Annotated in this window: 16 protein-coding genes; 9 read left to right on the forward strand and 7 right to left on the reverse strand. The window is 69.2% G+C overall.

Translation table 11 applies throughout. The annotated features are described in order from the left end of the window. Positions 1-21 precede the first annotated feature (21 nt). The 7 genes from atpE to HZ992_RS00385 are packed head-to-tail and all read left to right on the forward strand — an operon-like array spanning position 22 to position 5,691. Positions 22-270, forward strand: a complete 249-nt coding sequence (gene atpE, locus HZ992_RS00355) for a F0F1 ATP synthase subunit C (protein ID WP_011827793.1) — start codon at positions 22-24, stop codon at positions 268-270. A 43-nt stretch (positions 271-313) separates the two neighbouring features. Continuing rightward, positions 314-784, forward strand: coding sequence for a F0F1 ATP synthase subunit B (locus HZ992_RS00360; protein WP_209384709.1), 471 nt, complete (start codon positions 314-316; stop codon positions 782-784). 3 nt (positions 785-787) lie between these two features. Then, on the forward strand, positions 788-1,321 hold the full coding sequence (locus tag HZ992_RS00365) for a F0F1 ATP synthase subunit delta (RefSeq protein WP_209384710.1): 534 nt from the start codon (positions 788-790) through the stop codon (positions 1,319-1,321). A 51-nt stretch (positions 1,322-1,372) separates the two neighbouring features. Further along, positions 1,373-2,926 carry a F0F1 ATP synthase subunit alpha gene (gene atpA / locus HZ992_RS00370; protein ID WP_209384711.1) on the forward strand — a complete coding sequence of 518 codons (1,554 nt, stop codon included), beginning with the start codon at positions 1,373-1,375 and terminating at the stop codon, positions 2,924-2,926. Between the two features lie 10 nt (positions 2,927-2,936). Then, positions 2,937-3,815 carry a F0F1 ATP synthase subunit gamma gene (atpG, locus tag HZ992_RS00375; protein WP_209384712.1) on the forward strand — a complete coding sequence of 293 codons (879 nt, stop codon included), beginning with the start codon at positions 2,937-2,939 and terminating at the stop codon, positions 3,813-3,815. A gap of 34 nt (positions 3,816-3,849) precedes the next feature. Further along, complete coding sequence (gene atpD, locus HZ992_RS00380; protein WP_209384713.1) at positions 3,850-5,262, forward strand: F0F1 ATP synthase subunit beta; 1,413 nt, start codon at positions 3,850-3,852, stop codon at positions 5,260-5,262. A gap of 9 nt (positions 5,263-5,271) precedes the next feature. Beyond that, on the forward strand, positions 5,272-5,691 hold the full coding sequence (locus HZ992_RS00385; protein WP_209384714.1) for a F0F1 ATP synthase subunit epsilon: 420 nt from the start codon (positions 5,272-5,274) through the stop codon (positions 5,689-5,691). Positions 5,692-5,754: 63 nt separating this feature from the next. Here the strand turns inward: HZ992_RS00385 and HZ992_RS00390 are convergent, their stop codons facing one another. Further along, on the reverse strand, positions 5,755-6,747 hold the full coding sequence (locus HZ992_RS00390) for an AEC family transporter (RefSeq protein WP_209384715.1): 993 nt from the start codon (positions 6,745-6,747) through the stop codon (positions 5,755-5,757). A gap of 48 nt (positions 6,748-6,795) precedes the next feature. Beyond that, positions 6,796-7,113, reverse strand: coding sequence for a hypothetical protein (locus HZ992_RS00395; protein WP_209384716.1), 318 nt, complete (start codon positions 7,111-7,113; stop codon positions 6,796-6,798). Between the two features lie 268 nt (positions 7,114-7,381). On the opposite strand from HZ992_RS00395, the gene HZ992_RS00400 reads away from it, so the two are divergent. Both HZ992_RS00400 and HZ992_RS00405 read left to right on the forward strand, forming a co-directional pair. Beyond that, on the forward strand, positions 7,382-9,439 hold the full coding sequence (locus HZ992_RS00400) for an ATP-dependent helicase (RefSeq protein WP_209384717.1): 2,058 nt from the start codon (positions 7,382-7,384) through the stop codon (positions 9,437-9,439). Continuing rightward, on the forward strand, positions 9,436-10,107 hold the full coding sequence (locus HZ992_RS00405; protein WP_209384718.1) for a lysoplasmalogenase: 672 nt from the start codon (positions 9,436-9,438) through the stop codon (positions 10,105-10,107). Before HZ992_RS00400 ends, HZ992_RS00405 begins: the two co-directional genes overlap by 4 nt. Here the strand turns inward: HZ992_RS00405 and HZ992_RS00410 are convergent. The 5 genes from HZ992_RS00410 to HZ992_RS00430 all read right to left on the reverse strand — a co-directional run bounded on the left by HZ992_RS00410 (position 10,094) and on the right by HZ992_RS00430 (position 17,487). Continuing rightward, positions 10,094-10,915 (reverse strand): LytR/AlgR family response regulator transcription factor, encoded by an 822-nt coding sequence (locus tag HZ992_RS00410; protein ID WP_209384719.1) that lies wholly within the window; start codon positions 10,913-10,915, stop codon positions 10,094-10,096. The two genes, HZ992_RS00405 and HZ992_RS00410, sit on opposite strands and share 14 nt — an antisense overlap. Further along, complete coding sequence (locus HZ992_RS00415) at positions 10,912-12,318, reverse strand: sensor histidine kinase (RefSeq protein ID WP_209384720.1); 1,407 nt, start codon at positions 12,316-12,318, stop codon at positions 10,912-10,914. The genes HZ992_RS00410 and HZ992_RS00415 overlap by 4 nt, the downstream gene beginning before the upstream one ends. A gap of 132 nt (positions 12,319-12,450) precedes the next feature. Beyond that, the gene (locus tag HZ992_RS00420) at positions 12,451-13,893 is read right to left on the reverse strand and encodes a DUF1501 domain-containing protein (RefSeq protein ID WP_209384721.1); all 1,443 of its coding nucleotides are present in this window, start codon (positions 13,891-13,893) and stop codon (positions 12,451-12,453) included. After that, entirely contained in the window at positions 13,890-15,845 is a 1,956-nt protein-coding gene (locus HZ992_RS00425) for a DUF1800 domain-containing protein (RefSeq protein WP_305848839.1), read from the reverse strand. The genes HZ992_RS00420 and HZ992_RS00425 overlap by 4 nt, the downstream gene beginning before the upstream one ends. 157 nt (positions 15,846-16,002) lie before the next feature. After that, entirely contained in the window at positions 16,003-17,487 is a 1,485-nt protein-coding gene (locus tag HZ992_RS00430; protein ID WP_209384722.1) for a VWA domain-containing protein, read from the reverse strand.

Raw genomic sequence — 17,487 nt, forward strand, 5'->3', positions numbered from 1 at the left:
TCTTTCCTCCTAGGAGTCAACATGGAACACGTTCTCGGTTTTGTCGCTCTGGCCGCTGGTCTGATCATTGGTCTGGGTGCCATCGGCGCCTGCATCGGCATCGGCATCATGGGCAGCAAGTACCTCGAGTCGGCCGCCCGTCAGCCCGAGCTGATGAACGAACTGCAGACCAAGATGTTCCTGCTGGCCGGCCTGATCGACGCCGCCTTCCTGATCGGTGTCGGTATCGCGATGATGTTCGCGTTCGCCAACCCGTTCGTGCTGAAGTAATCCGCCGGCGCCCCGATCAACCTGCCCCAAGAAAGGTGTTGCCGTGAGTCTCAACGCAACCCTGTTTGCGCAGCTCGTGGTGTTCTTCATCCTCGCGTGGTTCACGATGAAATTCGTGTGGCCGCCGATCGTGAAGGCGCTCGATGAGCGTGCGCAGAAGATCGCCGACGGCCTGTCGGCCGCCGACAAGGCGAAGGCCGACCTCGCCAGCGCCAACAAGCGCGTCGAGGAGCAGCTCACCGCCGCCCGTACCGACGCCGCCCAGCGCCTGGCCGATGCCGAGCGCCTGGCGCAGCAGATGATCGAAGAGGCCAAGGGCCGCGCGTCCGACGAAGGCGCCAAGATCATCGCTGCCGCCAAGGCCGAAGCCGAGCAGGAAGCCGTGAAGGCCCGCGAGGCGCTGCGCGAGCAGGTGGCCGCGCTGGCCGTCAAGGGTGCCGAGCAGATCCTGCGCAAGGAGGTCAATGCCGGTGTGCACGCCGACCTGCTGTCGCGCCTGAAGACGGAGCTGTGATCCATGGCTGAGCTCGCAACCATCGCGCGCCCCTACGCCGAGGCCTTGTTCAAGGCTGTCGGCGCAGCCGACGCCCTGGCCGTGGCGGAGCAGGTTGCCGAGCTCGCCAAGGTGGCGGGCGACAGCCAGCTGCGCCAGTTCGCCGACAGCCCGAAGACCCAGCCCGAACAGGTGTTCACGCTGGTGACTTCGGTCGTCAAGGTGTTCCTCGGCGACGCCGCGAAGAACCTGCTGCGCACGGTGATCGACAACGGCCGCCTCGCGGCGATGCCGGAAATCGCGGCGCAGTTCCATTCGCTGGTGAACGCGCGCTCCGGCGTGTCCGACGCCACGGTGTACAGCGCCTTCCCGATCGACGCGGCGCAGCTCCCCGGGGTGGTGGCCTCGCTGGAGAAGCGCTTCGGCCGCAAGCTCAATGCGAGCGTGGTGGTCGATGCATCGCTGATCGGCGGCATCCGCGTGGTGGTCGGCGACGAGGTGCTCGACACCTCGGTGGCGGCCCGGCTCGAACAAATGAAAGTGGCGTTGACTGCCTGAGCACCGCATCGCGTTGCGCTTGAGCTGGTCCCCGTCGTCACGGAGAAAGTCATGAATCTGAATCCCGCAGAGATTTCCGAACTGATCAAGAGTCGCATCGAGGGCCTCGGCGCCTCGGCGAACATCCGCAACCAGGGCACCGTGGTGTCGGTGACGGACGGCATCGTGCGCGTGCACGGCCTGTCGGACGTGATGGCCGGCGAAATGCTCGAGTTCCCCGCCACCAAGGACGGCCAGCCGACCTACGGACTGGCGCTGAACCTGGAGCGCGACTCGGTCGGCTCGGTGATCCTGGGCGCCTACGAGCACATCTCCGAAGGCGACACGGTCAAGTGCACCGGCCGCATCCTGGAAGTGCCGGTCGGCCCCGAGCTGATCGGCCGCGTCGTCAACGCGCTGGGCCAGCCGATCGACGGCAAGGGCCCGATCAACGCCAAGATGACCGACGTGATCGAAAAGGTCGCCCCGGGCGTGATCGCGCGCAAGTCGGTCGACCAGCCGGTGCAGACCGGCCTGAAGTCGATCGACTCGATGGTGCCGATCGGTCGCGGCCAGCGCGAGCTGATCATCGGCGACCGCCAGACCGGCAAGACCGCGGTGGCGATCGACACGATCATCAACCAGAAGGGTCAGAACATGACCTGCGTCTACGTCGCCATCGGCCAGAAGGCGTCGTCGATCAAGAACGTGGTGCGCGCGCTCGAGCAGCACGGCGCGATGGAGTACACCATCGTCGTCGCCGCCTCGGCCTCCGAGTCCGCCGCGATGCAGTACGTCTCGGCCTATTCCGGCTGCACGATGGGCGAGTACTTCCGCGACCGTGGGCAAGACGCCCTGATCATCTACGACGACCTGTCCAAGCAGGCGGTCGCGTACCGCCAGGTCTCGCTGCTGCTGCGCCGCCCGCCGGGCCGCGAGGCGTATCCCGGCGACGTCTTCTATCTGCACAGCCGCCTGCTCGAGCGCGCCGCGCGCGTGAACGCCGACTACGTCGAGAAGTTCACCAAGGGCGAGGTCAAGGGCAGGACCGGCTCGCTGACCGCGCTGCCGATCATCGAGACGCAGGCCGGCGACGTGTCCGCCTTCGTGCCGACCAACGTGATCTCGATCACCGACGGCCAGATCTTCCTGGAGACTTCGCTGTTCAACGCCGGCATCCGCCCCGCCATCAACGCCGGCATCTCGGTGTCGCGCGTGGGATCGTCGGCACAGACCAAGCTGATCAAGAACCTGTCCGGTGGTATCCGTACCGACCTCGCGCAATACCGCGAACTAGCCGCCTTCGCGCAGTTCGCCTCCGACCTCGACGCCGCCACGCGCAAGCAGCTCGACCGCGGCGCGCGCGTGACCGAGTTGCTCAAGCAGCCGCAGTACTCGCCGCTGCCGATCAGCCTGATGGCTGCTTCGCTGTTCGCGGCGAACAAGGGCTTCATGGACGACATCGACGTGAAGAAGGTGGTCCCGTTCGAGCACGGTCTGCACCAGCACCTGAGGTCCAGCCACGCCGGCCTGCTCGCCAAGCTCGAGAAGGACAAGGCGATGGACAAGGACGCCGAGGCCGAGCTGAACAACGCGATCGCGGCGTTCAAGAAGTCCTTCGCCTAAGGAGCCCGTCATGGCGGTCGGCAAGGAAATTCGCGGCAAGATCAAATCGGTGGAGAACACCAAGAAGATCACCAAGGCCATGGAGATGGTCGCCGCCTCGAAGATGCGCAAGGCGCAGGAGCGCATGCGCGCCGCGCGCCCCTACAGCGACAAGATCCGCAACATCACGGCCAACCTGTCGCTGGCGAACCCGGAGTACCAGTCGCCCTACATGCGCCAGGGCGGCAACGCGAAGAAGGTGGGCTTCATCGTCGTCACGACCGACAAGGGTCTGTGCGGCGGCCTGAACACCAACATCCTGCGTGCCGTCACGGTGAAGATGCGCGAACTGCAGGCCGCGGGCGTGAGCGTCGAAGCGGTGGCGATCGGCAACAAGGGCTACGGCTTTCTGAACCGCATCGGCGCGAAGGTCGTGTCGCATGCGATCCAGCTCGGCGATGCGCCGCAGCTCGAGAAGCTGATCGGCCCGGTCAAGGTGATTCTCGACGCGTTCGTCGCGGGCCAGCTCGACGCGGTGTACCTGTGCTACACGCAGTTCATCAACACGATGAAGCAGGAGCCCCAGGTGCAGCAATTGCTGCCGCTGTCGGCTTCGCACCTGCAGCAAAGCGCCGCCGAGAAGGCCCAGTACGGCTGGGACTATCTCTACGAGCCGGATGCACCCACCGTCATCGACGAGCTGCTGACGCGTTACATCGAGGCGCTGGTCTACCAGGGCGTGGCCGACAATATGGCGTCCGAGCAGTCGGCGCGCATGGTCGCGATGAAGGCCGCCACCGACAACGCCGGCAACCTGATCGCCGAACTGAAGCTGGTCTACAACAAGACCCGCCAGGCCGCGATCACCAAGGAACTCTCCGAGATCGTCGGCGGCGCGGCCGCAGTCTGATCACGCACACGAATACCGATTGAAGGAAAGACAAATGGCCAACACTCAAGCCCAGGGCAAGATCGTCCAGTGCATCGGCGCGGTCGTGGACGTGGAATTCCCGCGCGACCAGATGCCGCGCGTGTACGACGCGCTGAAACTCGAAGGCACGGCGCTGACGCTGGAAGTCCAGCAGCAGCTCGGCGACGGCATCGTGCGCACCATCGCGCTGGGCTCGTCCGACGGCATCCGCCGCGGCCTGATGGTCAGCAACACGCACGCCGCCATCACCGTGCCGGTGGGCAAGGCGACGCTCGGCCGCATCATGGACGTGCTCGGCAGCCCGATCGACGAGCGCGGCCCGGTGAGCGCCGAGCTGTCGATGCCCATCCACCGCAAGGCACCGTCCTACGACGAACTGAGCCCGTCGCAGGAACTGCTCGAGACCGGCATCAAGGTGATCGACCTGATCTGCCCGTTCGCCAAGGGCGGCAAGGTGGGCCTGTTCGGCGGCGCCGGCGTCGGCAAGACCGTGAACATGATGGAGCTGATCAACAACATCGCCAAGGCGCACAGCGGCTTGTCGGTGTTCGCCGGCGTGGGCGAGCGTACCCGCGAGGGCAACGACTTCTATCACGAGATGGCCGACTCGGGCGTCGTCAACCTCGAGAAGCTCGAGGACTCCAAGGTGGCGATGGTGTACGGCCAGATGAACGAGCCGCCGGGCAACCGCCTGCGCGTCGCGCTGACCGGCCTGACGATCGCCGAGTCCTTCCGTGACGAAGGCAAGGACGTGCTGTTCTTCGTCGACAACATCTACCGCTACACGCTGGCCGGCACGGAAGTGTCCGCTCTGCTGGGCCGCATGCCTTCCGCCGTGGGCTACCAGCCGACGCTGGCCGAGGAAATGGGCCGGCTGCAGGAGCGCATCACCTCGACCAAGGTCGGCTCGATCACCTCGATCCAGGCCGTGTACGTGCCGGCGGACGACCTGACCGACCCGTCGCCCGCCACCACCTTCGCCCACCTGGACGCCACCGTGGTGCTGTCGCGCGACATCGCCTCGCTGGGCATCTACCCGGCCGTGGACCCGCTGGACAGCACTTCGCGCCAGGTCGACCCGAACGTCGTCGGCGAAGACCACTACAACACCACCCGCGCCGTGCAGGCCACGCTGCAGCGCTACAAGGAACTGCGCGACATCATCGCCATCCTGGGCATGGACGAGCTGTCGCCGGAAGACAAGCTGGCGGTGTCCCGCGCGCGCAAGATGCAGCGTTTCCTGTCGCAGCCGTTCCACGTCGCCGAGGTGTTCACCGGCAGCCCGGGCAAGTACGTGCCGCTGAAGGAAACCATCCGCGGCTTCAAGATGATCGCCAACGGCGAGTGCGACGCGCTGCCCGAGCAGGCCTTCTACATGGTCGGCACGATCGACGAGGCCTTCGAGAAGGCCAAGAAGATCAACTAAGGAGCCGCCATGGCCGCCACCATCCACGTCGACGTCGTCTCCGCAGAAGCGAGCATCTTCTCCGGCGAGGCGAAGTTCGTCGCGCTGCCGGGCGAAGCCGGCGAGCTCGGCATCCTGCCGCGCCACACGCCGCTGATCACCCGCATCAAGCCGGGTGCGGTGCGCATCGAGCGTGCCGACAACGGCGAAGAGGAGTTCGTCTTCGTCGCCGGCGGCATCCTCGAGGTGCAGCCGCACTGCGTCACCGTGCTGGCCGACACCGCGATCCGCGGCCATGACCTCGACGAGGCCAAGGCCACGGAAGCGAAGAAGCTCGCCGAAGAAGCGATGAAGAACGCCAAGAGCGACATCGACTTCGCCGCGGCGCAAAGTGAGTTCGCGACCATGGCCGCGCAACTCGCCGCGATTCAGAAGCTGCGCCGCAAGTAAGCGCCTCGGCTTCGCGAACCACCCGCCCGGCGGCGACGCCCGGCGGGTTTTTTCTTGCGCGCGTCAGTCGCGGCGCACGCCGAAAGCCCAGGCGATCACCGAGAAGCTCACGAAAGCCAGCGCCGTGCTGACCATGATGATGCGCGTCACCCGGCCATTGTCGGCGCCGTAGCGCTCGGCCAGGATGGCTACGTTGCTGGCACTGGGTAGCGCGGCGTTGAGCACCAGTACCAGCAGCGCGAACTGCGAGATGGTCGCCCCGAGCGCATTGGCCACCACGCCGCCGCTGAGCACCAGCAGGGGATGCACCAGCAGCTTGACCAATGCCACCGGCAGGTAGTCGGCCGTCGGCGTGCGGGTGTGCGCGTGCTGCTGCGCGCGCCACAGCACGGCGCCGATGGTGAACAGCGCCACCGGCGTGGCGGCATCGCCGAGCATGCGCACGATCTCCTTGACCGGCCCGGGCAGCGGCACCGACAGCGCTGCCACCGCGGCGCCGAGCGCGATGGCCCAGGGCAGCGGGTTGGAGAAGGCGCCTCGCATTGCGCGGCCCAGCGGGGCCCACAAGCCATGCTGCGTGGCTGTCTCGCTGGCCGGGCGCAGCTGCGCCAGCGCCAGGCACAGCGAACTGGTGACGACGATGTCGATCAGGATGCAGCCGATCAGGGGCCCGGCCACCTTCTCGCCGAGCAGGCCGATCAGCAGCGGGAAGCCCATGAAGCCGGAGTTCGGAAAGGCCGCAACCAGCGCACCGAACGCGGCGTCCTTCATCGACACGCCAGGCCCCTCGGGCGAGCGGCGCAGCGTCAGCGCGATCGTGAAGCCGACCATCAGCAGCGCGCTGCCGCCCCAGATGGCGATCAGCACCGGGTCGATGAGCTGCGCGAAGGGCATGCTCGAACCGAAGCGGAACAGCATGCACGGCAGCGCGAAGAAGAGCACGAAACCGTTCAGCCCCGGGATGGCCGACTCGGGAAGATAGTTGCGTTGAACGGCGAGGTAGCCGAGCAGCACGAGCGCGAAGAAGGGGAAGGTGACGGCCAGGATCGCCTGCATGGCCGCCAGTATCGCAGCGCGCCGGGCGCGCCGCGGCTCACGGGTGACTCAGTCCCAGTGCGCGTCCAGTTGCTGCAGCCTTTCGCGTGCGACATGCTCGCCGTGGGCGAGCGAGATGGCGCCGAACAGGTGCGAGCGCAGGTTCCACAGGTCGCCGCGGTCGTGCGAGCGCAGGATGCGCAGTTCCAGCGGCCCACGCTGCGGCGCGGGCAGGTCCTGCACGAGCGAGCGGCACAGCTGGCGGAGGAACTCCACCTCGCCGTTCTCGTCCGGAAGCTCGGTCCTTTCGAGGCGGGCGAGCCTCAGGACGCTGTCGAGGGCCCGCTTCCAGCGGGTGTCGGAGTGCGATTGCATGAGATGGACCATGGTGGGCTCGACGGGGCTGCCTTCGTGGGACGGCGCTTCGGCCAGGGTGGGGGTGACGACGGACGGCAGTGTGGGCCGGCCGTCGCGGGCGCGGAACAGGCGGCACGCACGCGATCGGCGCTTCGCCTGAAAACGTCACCGCGAGTGGCCTGCGTGTGGTGCCGGAACCCACGTTGCCGTGACATTTGCCCAGGGTGCCGAGAGGCACGGAGCGCACCGGCGCGCCGCTATGATGGGCTGCCCCTGACCGCATCGACTGCCGCCCTCTGTGTCCGAACCTGCCGCTTCGCTCAACCCGGCCCAGCTCGAAGCGGTGCACCACCTCGGTGGGCCCTGCCTCGTGCTGGCCGGCGCCGGATCGGGCAAGACACGCGTCATCACGCACAAGATCGCACGGCTGCTGCAGGCCGGCTACGCGCCCGGGCAGATCGCCGCGATCACCTTCACCAACAAGGCCGCCGCCGAGATGCGCGAACGCGCCAAGGCGCTGATCGGCGCGCGAGCCGCCAAGCCGCTGGTGGTGAGCACCTTCCACTCGCTGGGCGTGCGCATCCTGCGCGGCGACGGCCAGCGCATCGGTCTGAAGGAGCAGTTCAGCATCCTCGACAGCGACGACGTGCTGGGCATCCTGAAGGACGCCGGCAGCAGCACCGACAACGCGCTGGCGCGCCGCTGGCAATGGGCCATCAGCGGCTGGAAGAACCAGGGCCTGAGCAGCGGCCAGGTCGAGCCGGCGAACGACGACGAGCGCGTCGCGCAGCGTGTCATGCAGCGCTACGAGGAGCGGCTCGCCGCGTTCCAGGCGGTCGACTTCGACGACCTGATCGGACTGCCGATGCAGTTGCTGCGCCGCGAACCCGAGGTGCGCGCCAAGTGGCAGGACCAGCTGCGCTATCTGCTCGTCGATGAGTACCAGGACACCAACGCGACGCAGTACGAGATGCTCAAGCTGCTGGCCGGTGACCGCGCCATGTTCACCGCGGTGGGAGACGACGACCAGAGCATCTACGGCTGGCGCGGCGCGACCATCGACAACCTGAAGCGCCTGCCGGTCGAGTACCCGCAGCTCAGGGTCATCGCGCTGGAGCAGAACTACCGCTCCACCGGCCACATCCTGCGCGCGGCCAACGCGGTGATCGGAAACAACCCCAAGCTGTTCGAGAAGAAGCTGTGGAGCGCCTTTGGCGATGGCGAGCCGGTGCGCGTGATCGAGTGCGATGGCGAGGAGCACGAGGCCGAGCGCGCGGTGGCCTTCATCCAGAGCCAGCGTGGCCAGGGCGGGCAGGTCGCGTTCAAGGACTTCGCAGTCCTCTACCGCGCCAACCACCAGGCCAAGGTGTTCGAGAAGGCGCTGCGCAAGGCGAGCATCCCCTACAAGGTGTCGGGCGGCCAGAGCTTCTTCGACCGTGCCGAGATCAAGGACCTGTGCGCCTGGCTGCGCCTGCTCGTCAACAACGACGACGACCCGGCCTTCCTGCGCGCCGTGGCCACGCCCAAGCGCGGCATCGGCCACCAGACACTGGCCAGCCTTGGCGAGTTCGCGGGCAAGTGGAAGACCAGCCTGTACGAAGCGCTGTTCGCCGACAGCCTGGGCACGGCGCTGCCTGCGCGCGCGGTCGGCTCGCTGCACGAGTTCGGCCGCTATGTGAACGACCTCGAGTACCGCGCCCGCCACACCACCGGCGCCGAGGATGCGAAGGCGCTGCTGATGGGCTGGCTGAAGGACATCGACTACGAGAAGCACCTCTACGAGGGCGAGGAGAGCGAGAAGCTCGCCGCGGCCCGCTGGTCCAACGTGATGGACTTCGTCGACTGGGTTTCGCGCCGTTGCGGCGGCGAGATCGAGAACGATGGTGGTCTCGCGGTCGAGACCGAGAAGAAGAGCGTGCTCGAGGTGGCGCAGACCATCTCGGTGATCATCAGCCTGGCCGAACGCGGCGACGAGCAGGACGTGGTGACGCTGTCGACGCTGCACGCTGCCAAGGGCCTGGAGTGGCCGCACGTGGTGCTCGCCGGGGTCAACGAGGGCTTGCTGCCGTTCAGGAGCGAGGACGACGAGATGACGCCGCAGCGCCTCGAGGAGGAGCGGCGGCTGATGTACGTCGGCATCACGCGCGCACGCACCACGCTGGCGGTGAGCACGCTGCGCCGGCGCAAGCGCGGGCGCGACACCGTGCAGGGCGTGCCGAGCCGCTTCATCGGCGAGATGAAGCTGCACGAGGTGCAGGTGAAGGAAGATCCGCGCGCGAAGCTGAAGGCGCTGCGCGAGGCGGCGGCGGCGCGTGCCGCGCAGGCGGTGGTGGCCGACGCGAAGGTGAATCCATGAGGCGGATGCTGCCGGTGGCCATCGTGCTGGCGGCCGCCGTGGCGATCGGCGCCGGGCTCGGCCTGCTGCCTGCAGGATGGGTGTTCGTCGCCAAGCCGCTGGCCACGCTGCTGCTCATGGTGCTGGCCTGGCCGCGGGGCACCGACACGCCGAGGCTGCGCCGCCTCGTGCTGGTCGGACTGGTGCTCTCGCTGGCCGGCGACGTGGCGCTGATGTGGCCGAAGGAAGGTTTCCTGCCGGGACTGATCGCCTTCCTGCTCGCGCACCTGGCCTACATCGCCGCGTTCTGCACGCGCGCGAAGTTCCTGTCGCGGCGGACTCCCTTCGCCGTCTATGCCGTGGTGGCCGGTGCCGTGCTGATGCACCTGTGGCCGGGCGTGCCGGCGGCCCTGCGCGTGCCGGTGCTGCTGTACGTGCTGTGCCTGGCCTCGATGGCGGCGCAGGCGGCGGCGGTGTGGCTCGCCGCACGCGGCACGGCCGACGAAGCGCTGACACGGTCCGCGGCGATCGGCGGCGCGCTGTTCGTCGCCTCGGACGCGCTGCTGGCCACGAACAAGTTCGCCGGGCCGCTGCCGCTCGCGCCGCTGCTCGTGCTCTCGACCTATTGGGCGGCGCAGTTCTTCATCGTCGGCTCGCTGCGCGAGCGCGCCACGCCTACATTCCCTTGAAGAGACCGGTGAAGCTGCGGCTGACTTCCAGCTTCTCCGGGTGACCCTTCACGGCGACCAGCTGCCGGCCGCGCAGGTCGCGGCTCACCCCGGCGATGGCCTTCACGTTGACCAGGGTCGAGCGGTGGATCTGCCAGAACAGCTCGGCATCGAGCTCCTCGATCAGCTCCTTGATCGGCTTGCGGATCAGCGCCTCGATCGTCGCCGTCTGCACGCGCGTGTACTTCTCGTCGGAGATGAAGAACAGCACGTCGTCCACCGGGATCATCTGGATGCTCTGGCCGACCGTGGCCTGGATCCACTTGAGCTTCGGCGCGCCGCCCGGGTTCATGTGCTGCGCCAGGCGCTGCAGCATCTGCTGCATGCCCGCCTGCGCCGGGCCTTCGGCGCTGCCGCGTTGGGCGATGCGCTTGCGGATGCGTTCGCCCGTCACGGCCAGCCGCTCGCGCTCGGCCGGCTTGAGCACATAGTCAGCCGCGCCCTGCTCGAAGGCCTCGACCGCGTACTCGTCGTAGGCGGTGATGAAGACGATCTCGCAGCCGGCCCAGCCATCCTCCACTTCATCGCCACAGGGCAGCTGAGCGATTGCGCGCGCCGCCTCCACGCCGGTCAAACCCGGCATGCGGATGTCGAGGAAGGCGATGTCGGGGTGATGCTGCTCGACCAGCTGCAGCGCCTCGTCGCCGTTCTTCGCCTCGCCGACGATCTGCAGCGCGGGCCACACCTCGGCCAGGCGGGCGCGCAGCTGCTCGCGCATCAACCGTTCGTCGTCGGCGATGACGGCGCGCAGGGCACTGGGCGTGTTCATGCGGCCATCGTAGCGCCGTCGCGCGCCTGCGCCACGTAGGGCACGGTGATCGTCACCCGCGTGCCGCTGGGCAGGTTCTCGCCCACGCTGAGCGAGGCTCGGTTGCCATACAGCAGCTGCAGGCGCTCGCGGATGTTGTTCAGCCCGATGCCGGTGCCGGCGGTGGCGGCCTTGCCGAAGCCCAGGCCGGAGTCGGCCACCGTCACCGCCAGCTTGCCGTGCACGATCTCCGCCTTCACGGCCAGCGAGCCGCCCTCGGGCTTGGGCTCCAGGCCGTGCTTGATGGCGTTCTCCACCAGGCTCTGGATCATCATCGGCGGGAACTCCGCCGAGCGCAGGCCCTCGGGCACGTCGATCAGGGTGCTCAGGCGGTCTTCCATGCGCACCTTGAGGATCTCCAGGTAGGGCGCGATCACCGCCAGCTCGCGGCCGAGGTCGCGCACGCCGTTGGCCGCCGTCTCGCGCATCGTCGGCATGCTCGCGCGCAGCAGCGCGATCAGGTTCTTCTGCATCACCGAGGCGCGCTTCGGGTCGGTCTCGATCAGGTGGTCGATGGAGGCCAGCGTATTGAACAGGAAGTGCGGCTCCACCTGCGCCTGCATGGCCGCCATGCGCGCTTCCACCACCTGGCGCTTGAGCGACTCGGCCTCGGCTGTCTCGGTGGCCTGCGCGGCCTTCACCTCGGCCTGCAGGCGGCCCTTGTAGGTGATCTTCAGGATGATCGACATGGCGATCCACAGGAACGCGAGCTCCGGCAGCGAGTCGCCGAAGGTGGCGCGGCGCGGCTTGCGCTTGGGCGCCACCTTGACGGTGACGTCGGCAGCCTTCTTCGCGTCCGACTTGGCGTCGCGGGCATCCTCGATGGCGTCGGCGATCTCCGCGCGGGCGTCCTCGATGGCCTGGCGCACTTCCTCGCTGTCGGCGCCTGGCGGCACCTTGATCTCGATGCTGTTCTTGCCGAAGTGCACGGTCGGGTCGGAGGCCGCGCCGGCGGGCACTTCGGCGTTCGGGCGCACGATGATGCCCTTGCCGCTGATCGAGATCTCGACGCCGCTCTTGGCGCCGCTGGCGGCCGTGTCCGCGGGCTGAGGCCCCTCCAGCCGAACGACGGGTGACTTCGGCGGCGCGGGCGCCTTGGCCTGCGGCGCCTCGGTCGCGAACCACTGCGGCGTCGGCCAGCTGAACGGCGGGATGTTCTGCGCGATGCCGGTGATGATCAGCAGCAGCACCGCCAGCAGCGCGAAGCGCCACCAGCTGATGCCCACCAGCCAGTTGCCGTAGGCATGGAAGGCGCTCAGCGCGGTCGCCTTGAAGGCCTGCCAGCGCCCGGGCGGCACCGGCCGCGGCGGCAGCGGCGGCAGCGGGGGGATGGGCGGGGCGGGTGGCACGGGCGGGATCGACATGGGCGGCTTTCGGCAAGACGCCCGAACTGTACGGTCGCCGCACCGGCGCTGCGCGGGCCGTGCGACAGCCCGCCGCCCCGGGCGGACAGCCCGCATACGCCGGCGACAGTCCGTCGGCGGCCCCCGCCGCTCCTACAGGAAGCCGAGCGTGCGCGCGCTGCCGAAGTTGCGCAGGTTGGGCAGCACCGTGTCGAGCTGCGCGTCGGTGGTGCCGAACCACGAGAGCAGCGTGGCCGCGTACTGGTCGACCGAGCTGGTCGGGATCCAGCGGCCCTGCAGTTCCCAGCTGTCCACGCCCACGTCATCGGGGCCGCCCAGGGCCAGCGTCGGATAGGTGCCGTAGGTCAGCCCGCCCTTGACGGCGCCGCCGATCACCAGGTGCTGGCTGCCCCAGGCGTGGTCGGTTCCGCTGCTGTTGTTCGGCGTGAAGGTGCGGCCGAAGTCGCTCTGCGTGAATGCCGTGACCGCGTCGGCCAGCGCCATCGCCTTCATCGCGTTGTGGAAGCAGGCGAGCGAATCGCCCACCTCCTTGAGCAGGTTCGCGTGGTTGCCCACCAGCACGGTGCCGCCGATCTGGTTGGCATGGGTGTCGAAGCCGCCGAGCTGCGCGAAGAAGATCTGCCGGTTGCCCTGCACCGTGGCGTTGCCGGCGATCAGCTTGGCGATCTGGTAGAGCTGTCGCGGCAGCCCGTCGGCCACGTCGCCATTGGCGATCAGCGGCGCGAAGGCGTTGTCGATTGCCGCCACCGAGCCGGCCTGTCCCGGCTTCACCTTGATCAGCGCGGCCAGCCGGTCCGACATCGCGAAGGCGTCGCGCTGCATGCCCGCGTAGACCTCGGCGAGGTCGTTGTCCTGCGCCTGGCTGTAGATGCCGCGCAGCGCCGTGGCGCGCGCCACCAGGGGCGCGTAGCCGGTGCGCCAGCTCTCGGTGCCGAGTTCATAGGCGCCGAAGGTAGCGCCCGGCTCGGGCAGCACCAGCGGGGCGGAGAGCGCAGACAGGCCGAAGCGCCCATTGCCGCCCACCGAGATCACCGGGTTGGCGGTGGCCAGCGTCTGCGCGGCCCGCCCGCCCCAGCCGGTGCGCGTCAGCGCATCGGTGCTGCCGCTCTCCCACAGCACCTGCTGGTCGCTGTGCGAGAACAGGTTGTCGGGCACCAGGTCCGAACTCTCCGGCGCGGCGCGGAACTGCGCCTTGGTCATCGGCTGGAACAGCGGGCCGACGTTGAACACCGGTGCGAGCCGGCCTTCGGCCCAGGCCGGTGCCAGGGCCGCCAGCGAGGGGTGCAGCCCGTAGCCGCTGCTGCCCAGGCCGATCAGGCTGGCCTGCGGCAGCGCCAGTGCCCTGCGCACCGCGCTGTACTGGCCGTAGCGCGTGGCGTCAGTGGGCACGATGGTGTTGAGGCCGTCGTTGCCGCCGTACAGGAAGATGCACACCAGCGCCTTGTAGTCGGCGGCGCGCGCCGGCGCGCCCGGCAGCAGCAGGTTGCCGATCGTGCCGGCGCCGGCGGTGGCGCCCATCAGGCCGGCGAGCTTGAGCCAGTGGCGGCGGTTCATCGTCATGGCGCGGGCTTTCATCGCTGCACCTGGAAGGCGGGGGTGGCGAACACCAGGTAGGCGGCCTGCTTGACGCGCTCGCTCTGCCAGGTGCTGCTGGTCGAGGCGTTGAAGGCCTCGACGGCGGTGATGATCTGCGTGCGCGTCGCGCTCGGCAGCGCGGCGCCGGTGGCCAGCACCGAGAGGCGGTCGACGAGCCTGGCGGCATCGGCCGCATCGGCCTCGAAGGGCGCCGTGTTCACCGCCGTGCCGAAGGCGCCAGGCACGCCGGCCTCCGCCGTCGAGCCGCCCCAATAAAGCAGGTAGGTGAGGAAGTTCAGCCGCTCCAGCGCCGAGTTGGCGTTGTGGATGCCGAACTGCGGGCCGACCATCGTGGCGTTGCCCGGCACCGGGTAGTCCGGCGGGTAGAAGTTGAACACCGAGGGCGGCCGGAACACATGCTGGCGCAGCACCTCGCCCCACCACCAGGCCAGCGCCTCGCCGTCGCTGCGGCCGTTCAGCGCACGCAGCACGCCGGTGAACATCAGCGTCGGCTCGCGCAGCTTGCCGGCGCGGCGCGCGGGCGTGTCGCCGCGCGCCTCGGCATCGAGCAGCACGGCCGCCACGGTGGCGGCCAGGTCGCCTCGCGTGCCGGCACCGAAGGTCCGGCCCTCGGCGGCGTAGCTGCCGGCGATGAAGGCCGCGGCCACGCGCTGCACGTAGGCCGGGCTCGGGTTGCTGCTGACCAGGTGCTGGATCAGCTGCTTTCCGATGAAGGGCGCGGTGTTCGGATGCTGCATCACGCTGTCGAGCACCAGCTCGAGCGCCGTCGCCGGCGTGCTGTTGGCCGGCTTGCTGACGCCGCCGAGCAGCGGGCGCACGCTGGTGTCGTGGTAGCGCGTCACCGGCACCATGTCGCCCCCGTAGTACTGGCAGTTCGCGCCGGTGGGCCAGCAGCCGTAGGCGGTGGTGCCGCCGGCCGGGTAGGTCCAGCCGGTCATCGCATAAGCGTAGTTGCGCACCGTCTCGTTGTTGTAGGTCGGCGAGCAGGCACCGCCCTTGAGCGAGCCGTCGGCATTGAGCTCGCAGGTGCCGATCGAGAACAGCTGCAGCAGCTCGCGCGCATAGTTTTCGTTCGGGGCGGCCTTGTCGTTGTTGGCGTTGTTGAGGAAGTCGCCCATCACCGGCGACAGCGTCACCTTCTTCAGCACCTGCCGGTAGTTGGTGAAGGCGTTGTCGAGCAGCGTGTTGTGGTAGTTGCGCAGGCCGTAGGTGCCCTCGACGTCGAGGTTGTTGACGACGACGATCTGCTGCAGCGCGAAAGCCACGCGCTGCCGCAGCTGGTCGGCGTTCTGCGTCGCGTTGCGGTAGAAGTCCCAGGTCAGCGGCTGGCTGGAGAACCAGTCGCGCCAGCAGTTCGCGCCGGCGTAGGCGGGCAGGTCGCAGAAGAAGGTGTTGCTGGTGTTCTTGTGGATCGCGTCGCCGCTGCCCGCGGTGTAGCGCGAGGCCGAGACGCCCATCTGCGCGGCGATCCAGGCGGAGCGGCCCTGGGTGCGGATGTCGGCGATCAGTGATTCGGTGGCGCCGAAGCTGGCCTGGTCGGCCAGGCGAAACGCGTCGCGAACGCTGACGGGCGCAGGAGCCGGCGCGGGTGCAGGAGCCGGCGCGGGGGCCGGTGCGGGTGCAGGGGCCGGCGCGGGGGCCGGTGCGGGTGCAGGGGCCGGTGCGGGCGCAGGGGCCGGTGCGGGCGCAGGAGCTGGCGCGGGCGCAGGAGCTGGCGCGGGCGCAGGAGCTGGTGCGGGCGCAGGAGCTGGTGCGGGCGCAGGAGCTGGCGCGGGCGCGGGCGCGGGCGCAGGAGCTGGTGCGGGCGTGCCGCCCGTGGGCGGAGATGCACTGTCGGTCGCGCCGCCGCCGCACGCGGCGAGCAGTGCGGTCGCGCCCACCGTCGCGAAGAGCGAGCGCAGGGTGCTCGCCGTATGTACTGCCTTGCGCATCGAACTCCCTTTGCCGTCATGTCGCGGCTTGAGCGGTGAACGATGCCCGAGCGGAGGTGCTACGCAGTGACCAAACGTGTCGCCCGACGGCGCTTCGAGCGCTCGGCGCTTCAGCTTGTCACAGCTGGGCGGGATGTTTCGCGTCGGCGCGACGTCTTCACGAGCCGCGCCGGGCCGCGGTGGCCGAGGCCCGGGCGTTCAGCGCGTTGGGGAAGTACAGCGCCGTCAGGCTCGCGGTGTGCACCGGCACGAAGCCCTCGCGCTGCGGCGTGTCGCCGGAAAAGCGCCGCCAGTCGCGCAGCCAGTGGATGGCGTCGCAGGTCTCCAGCAGGCCCAGCGTCTCGCGGTCGCCGACGAGGATGCCCTGCACGCGCAGGCCGAGTTCGCTGCGCGCCGCCTCCAGGTGCGCCTGCGTCGCCGGCGTGCAGCCGAACTCGCCGTCGCTGACGATCAACAGGTCGGCACCGCTCCAGCGCGCCTCGCGCACACGCTGCACCGCGCGTTCGATCGGCGCCTGCACGTCGGTGCCGCCGTCGAAGCTCTGGCCGAGCAGCTCGAGCAGCGCATCGAGGCCGTCCTGCGGCCGCTCGGCCGGGCGCAGCTCGCGCTCGATCACTTCGTCCGGCCCGCCGAAGGCGATGAGCAGGCAGCCGCGCTTCTCGCGATGTGCGGTGCGCAGCGCCTCCAGCACCACCGCCTTGGCGATGTTCTCCGGCGCACCCTGCATCGAGCCCGAGGTGTCGACGGCCAGGATGATCGGCCCGCGTTCCAGCCGCTGCGGCTGCGACACGCTGCGCTGCCGCGCACGCCCTTCGGGATCGGGCACGTGTTCGATCAGCACGGCTTCGCTCTGGTAGGTGAGCAGCCGGCTCTCGGCCAGCCGCGCACGCCACAGCTTGTGCAGCACCGGGTGGCGGATCTGCAGGGCCTCGCTGCCCAGCATGCGCTCGATGCGGTCGGAATGGCGGATGCCCATCAGTTCGCCTGGGGCGTCCGGCAGGCGCGTCTCGCGCTCGTGCAGCGGCAGCGGCGTGTCGAGCGCCGCCTGCGCTGCCAGGGCGGGCGGACGATCGGGATGATGGTGGGCGCGGCCCAGGCTGCGGATCAGCTCGGCCAGCGGCTGCAGGTGCGCCAGCAGCGCGCTGATGCGCTGGGCCTCGCGCCATTCGCGCGCCGTGAGCCGGCCGCGCAGTTCGTCCCAGCGCAGGTGGGCGAGGTCGCCCAGGCCCTGCATCAGCGCGAGCGCTTCTTCCCAGCCGCTCTTCTCGACGGCCCACTCCTCGCGAAAGCCCTGCGCGCTCGCCGCGATGGCCTGGGTGCGCGTCAGCCGCGGCTGCAGGTCGATGATGCGATCCAGGTGCCACAGCATCGTGCGAAGCACCTGCTCGGCGAGCGCAGGGACGCCGTGGGTGAGTTGCGGCAGGTCGAGTTCACCGATGGCCGTGCGCAGCGGCATCAGCGCCTGCGCATCGCCGAAGTCCAGCCTCTCGTCAGGCAGCTGTCCACGCTCCAGCGCGTCGAGCCAGCCGCGCAGGTCGGCCAGCCGCGCGGCGCTGTTGCCGCAGGCAGTCACCAGCCCCGGCAGCCACAGCTCGCGCGGCAGGGCGGCGAGCCGGTCGTAGGGCGCGTCGATCGGCCCCAT

The organism is Rhizobacter sp. AJA081-3 (assembly GCF_017795745.1).
GTDB lineage: Bacteria > Pseudomonadota > Gammaproteobacteria > Burkholderiales > Burkholderiaceae_C > Piscinibacter.